This is a genomic window from Legionella qingyii (assembly GCF_003990155.1).
GTDB classification, from domain to species: domain Bacteria; phylum Pseudomonadota; class Gammaproteobacteria; order Legionellales; family Legionellaceae; genus Legionella; species Legionella qingyii.
Genome location: NZ_RZGX01000050.1, coordinates 1 through 1016, shown reverse-complemented (window position 1 = coordinate 1016; position 1016 = coordinate 1). Strand labels below are relative to the sequence as shown.

The window sequence follows — 1016 nt, the reverse complement described above, 5'->3', positions numbered from 1 at the left end:
CGTTCATTAAAAAAATGGTAAATAAAGAGGTAACACAAGCGTACTTGTATTGAAACAGTGTCATATGATCTGAGGTAATTGAGATTATATGGTCAAGAAGAGAAGCGCAAACGGTGGATGCCTTGGCAGTAAGAGGCGATGAAGGACGTGGAATCCTGCGAAAAGCTTCGGTGAGCTGGAAACGAGCGAATAACCGGAGATGTCCGAATGGGGGAACCCGGCCATGAGCAGTCATGGTCATCTGCTACTGAATACATAGGTAGTAGAGGCGAACTCGGGGAACTGAAACATCTAAGTACCCGAAGGAAAAGAAATCAAAAGAGATTCTCCAAGTAGCGGCGAGCGAACGGGGAAGAGCCTGGTGTGATTTATAGTGCAATGAAGTAGAACAACTTGGGAAGGTTGGCCATAGAGGGTGAAAGCCCCGTATATATAGGTTGCATTAAGAACTAAGCACGCGAAGAAGTAGGCCGGGACACGTGTAATCCTGGTTGAATATGGGTGGACCATCATCCAAGGCTAAATACTACTTACTGACCGATAGTGAACCAGTACCGTGAGGGAAAGGCGAAAAGAACCCCGGAGAGGGGAGTGAAATAGAACCTGAAACCGTTTGCGTACAAGCAGTGGGAGCACCTTCGAGGTGTGACTGCGTACCTTTTGTATAATGGGTCAGCGAGTTACTTTCAGTGGCGAGGTTAACTGAATAAGGAAGCCGTAGAGAAATCGAGTCTGAATAGGGCGCGAGTCGCTGTGAGTAGACCCGAAACCGGGCGATCTAGTCATGTGCAGGATGAAGGTTGGGTAACACCAACTGGAGGTCCGAACCGGGTAATGTTGAAAAATTATCGGATGACGTGTGACTAGGAGTGAAAGGCTAATCAAGCCCGGAGATAGCTGGTTCTCCCCGAAAGCTATTTAGGTAGCGCCTCGTGAATGATTACTGGGGGTAGAGCACTGTTTCGGCTAGGGGGCTGTCATGGCTTACCAAACCGATGCAAACTCCGAATACCGGC

1 rRNA gene is annotated in these 1016 nt (G+C 48.4%); it reads left to right on the top strand.

Annotated elements, in window-relative coordinates:
- Positions 1–90: 90 nt before the first annotated feature.
- Positions 91–1016: ribosomal RNA gene (locus ELY20_RS16715) — 23S ribosomal RNA — on the top strand; the annotation flags it as partial.